A 1,473-nucleotide genomic window follows, 5' to 3' on the forward strand; every position below is an offset into this window, starting at 1 on the left:
CGCGGCCCGAGGCGCCGCGGCGGGCCGGCGCCCGCGGTGCGGTCCCGCGCCGCGCCGGTCGTGATGCTCACCGCGACGCGCTGGTCCCGGCGCGCGTGCTGCGCGCCCGCACCCTGCTGCTCGGCCTGTACGGCCTTCTCGGGCTCACCGTCTCGAGCTGGCTCGCGCGCCTGCCCACCGTGAGGGCGTCGCTCGACCTCACGACCGGGCAGCTCGGCACCGTCCTGCTCGTCGGCGCGGTCGGGTCGCTGGTCACGGTGCTCCTGGCCGGCAGCGTCGTCGCCCGGTGGGGGAGTCGGGTCACGATCCTCGCGGCGGCGGTGGTGTTCTCGACCGCGAGCCTGCTCCTGGGGCTCGCGCCGACCGTGGGCAGCGTCCCGGTGCTGGTGCTGGGCGTCGTGCTGATGAGCGCGTCGTTCGCGCTCGGCAACGTGCCGATGAACGTGGAGACGGTCGCGATCGAGCGGGCCATGGGCCGCACGGTCGTGCCGCAGTTCCACGCCGCCTTCTCGCTCGGCAGCGTCGCGGGCTCGGTCCTCGGCGCGCTCGCCTCCTGGGTCGGCGTGCCGGTCCTGGTCCACTTCGGCGTCGTGAGCATCGGCGCCCTCGTCTGGCGCCTCCTCGCCGTCCCCGGCGCGGTCCTGCCGCCGCCTCCCGCACCCGTGGCCGCCGTCCAGCACCACGGTGCGCCGCCGGCGCGCCGTGGTGCCGGCCTGCGGTCGGCGCTGTCCGCGTGGCGCGACCGGCGCACGCTCCTCATCGGCGTCGTGGTCATGTCCGCGGCGCTCTCGGAGGGTTCCGCCAACAACTGGCTCGCGATCGCCGTCGTCGACGGGTTCGCGCAGACCGAGGCCCTCGCGGCCGCGGTGTTCGGGGGCTTCGTGGCGTCGATGACTGCCGCTCGGCTCGCCGGGACCCGCCTCATCGACCGCTTCGGGCGCGTCGCCGTCCTGGCGACCTCCGGGGTCGCGTCGCTCGTGGGGCTGGTCACCTTCGGGCTCGCGCCGAGCCTGCCGACGGCGCTCGTGGGCGTCGTCGCCTGGGGCCTCGGCGCCGGTCTCGTCGTGCCCATCGGCATGGCGGCGGTGTCGGGCGACCCGCTCCGGGCCGCCGGCCGGGTCGCCGTCGTCTCGGCGTTCGCGTCGTTCGCCTCCATCACCGCGCCGCCGCTCATCGGGCTGGCCGCGGAGGCCGTCGGGGCCCGCCGCGCGCTCCTGCTCATCACGGTCGTCATGCTCGCGAGCATCCTGCTGGCCCGGACCGTCCGGGAGGAGCCCGCTGGCGCGCCGGGTGCCGGGACCGGCACCGTGGTCCCCGTGAGCACCGGAGAGCAGGTCGGCGACGCGCGCGAGGCGCACGTGGCGGTCGGCGACACCCGCGCGCCGCAGGACGTCGGCGCGCTCGGGGGGGCCGCCGCTCCGGCCGTGCCCGTCGGGCAGCGCGACCTCGTGGCGGCCGCCCGATGACGGCGCC

1 protein-coding gene is annotated in these 1,473 nt (G+C 77.6%); it reads left to right on the forward strand.

Translation table 11 applies throughout. From position 1 onward, the window contains the following. Positions 1-1,466 (forward strand): MFS transporter (locus IDM29_RS16665; protein WP_309232761.1); only part of this gene is annotated, 1,466 nt, incomplete at its 5' end. Positions 1,467-1,473 lie beyond the last annotated feature (7 nt).

Origin of the sequence: Actinotalea sp. JY-7885 (assembly GCF_014525465.1) — a bacterium.
Classification (GTDB): Bacteria; Actinomycetota; Actinomycetes; order Actinomycetales; family Cellulomonadaceae; genus Actinotalea.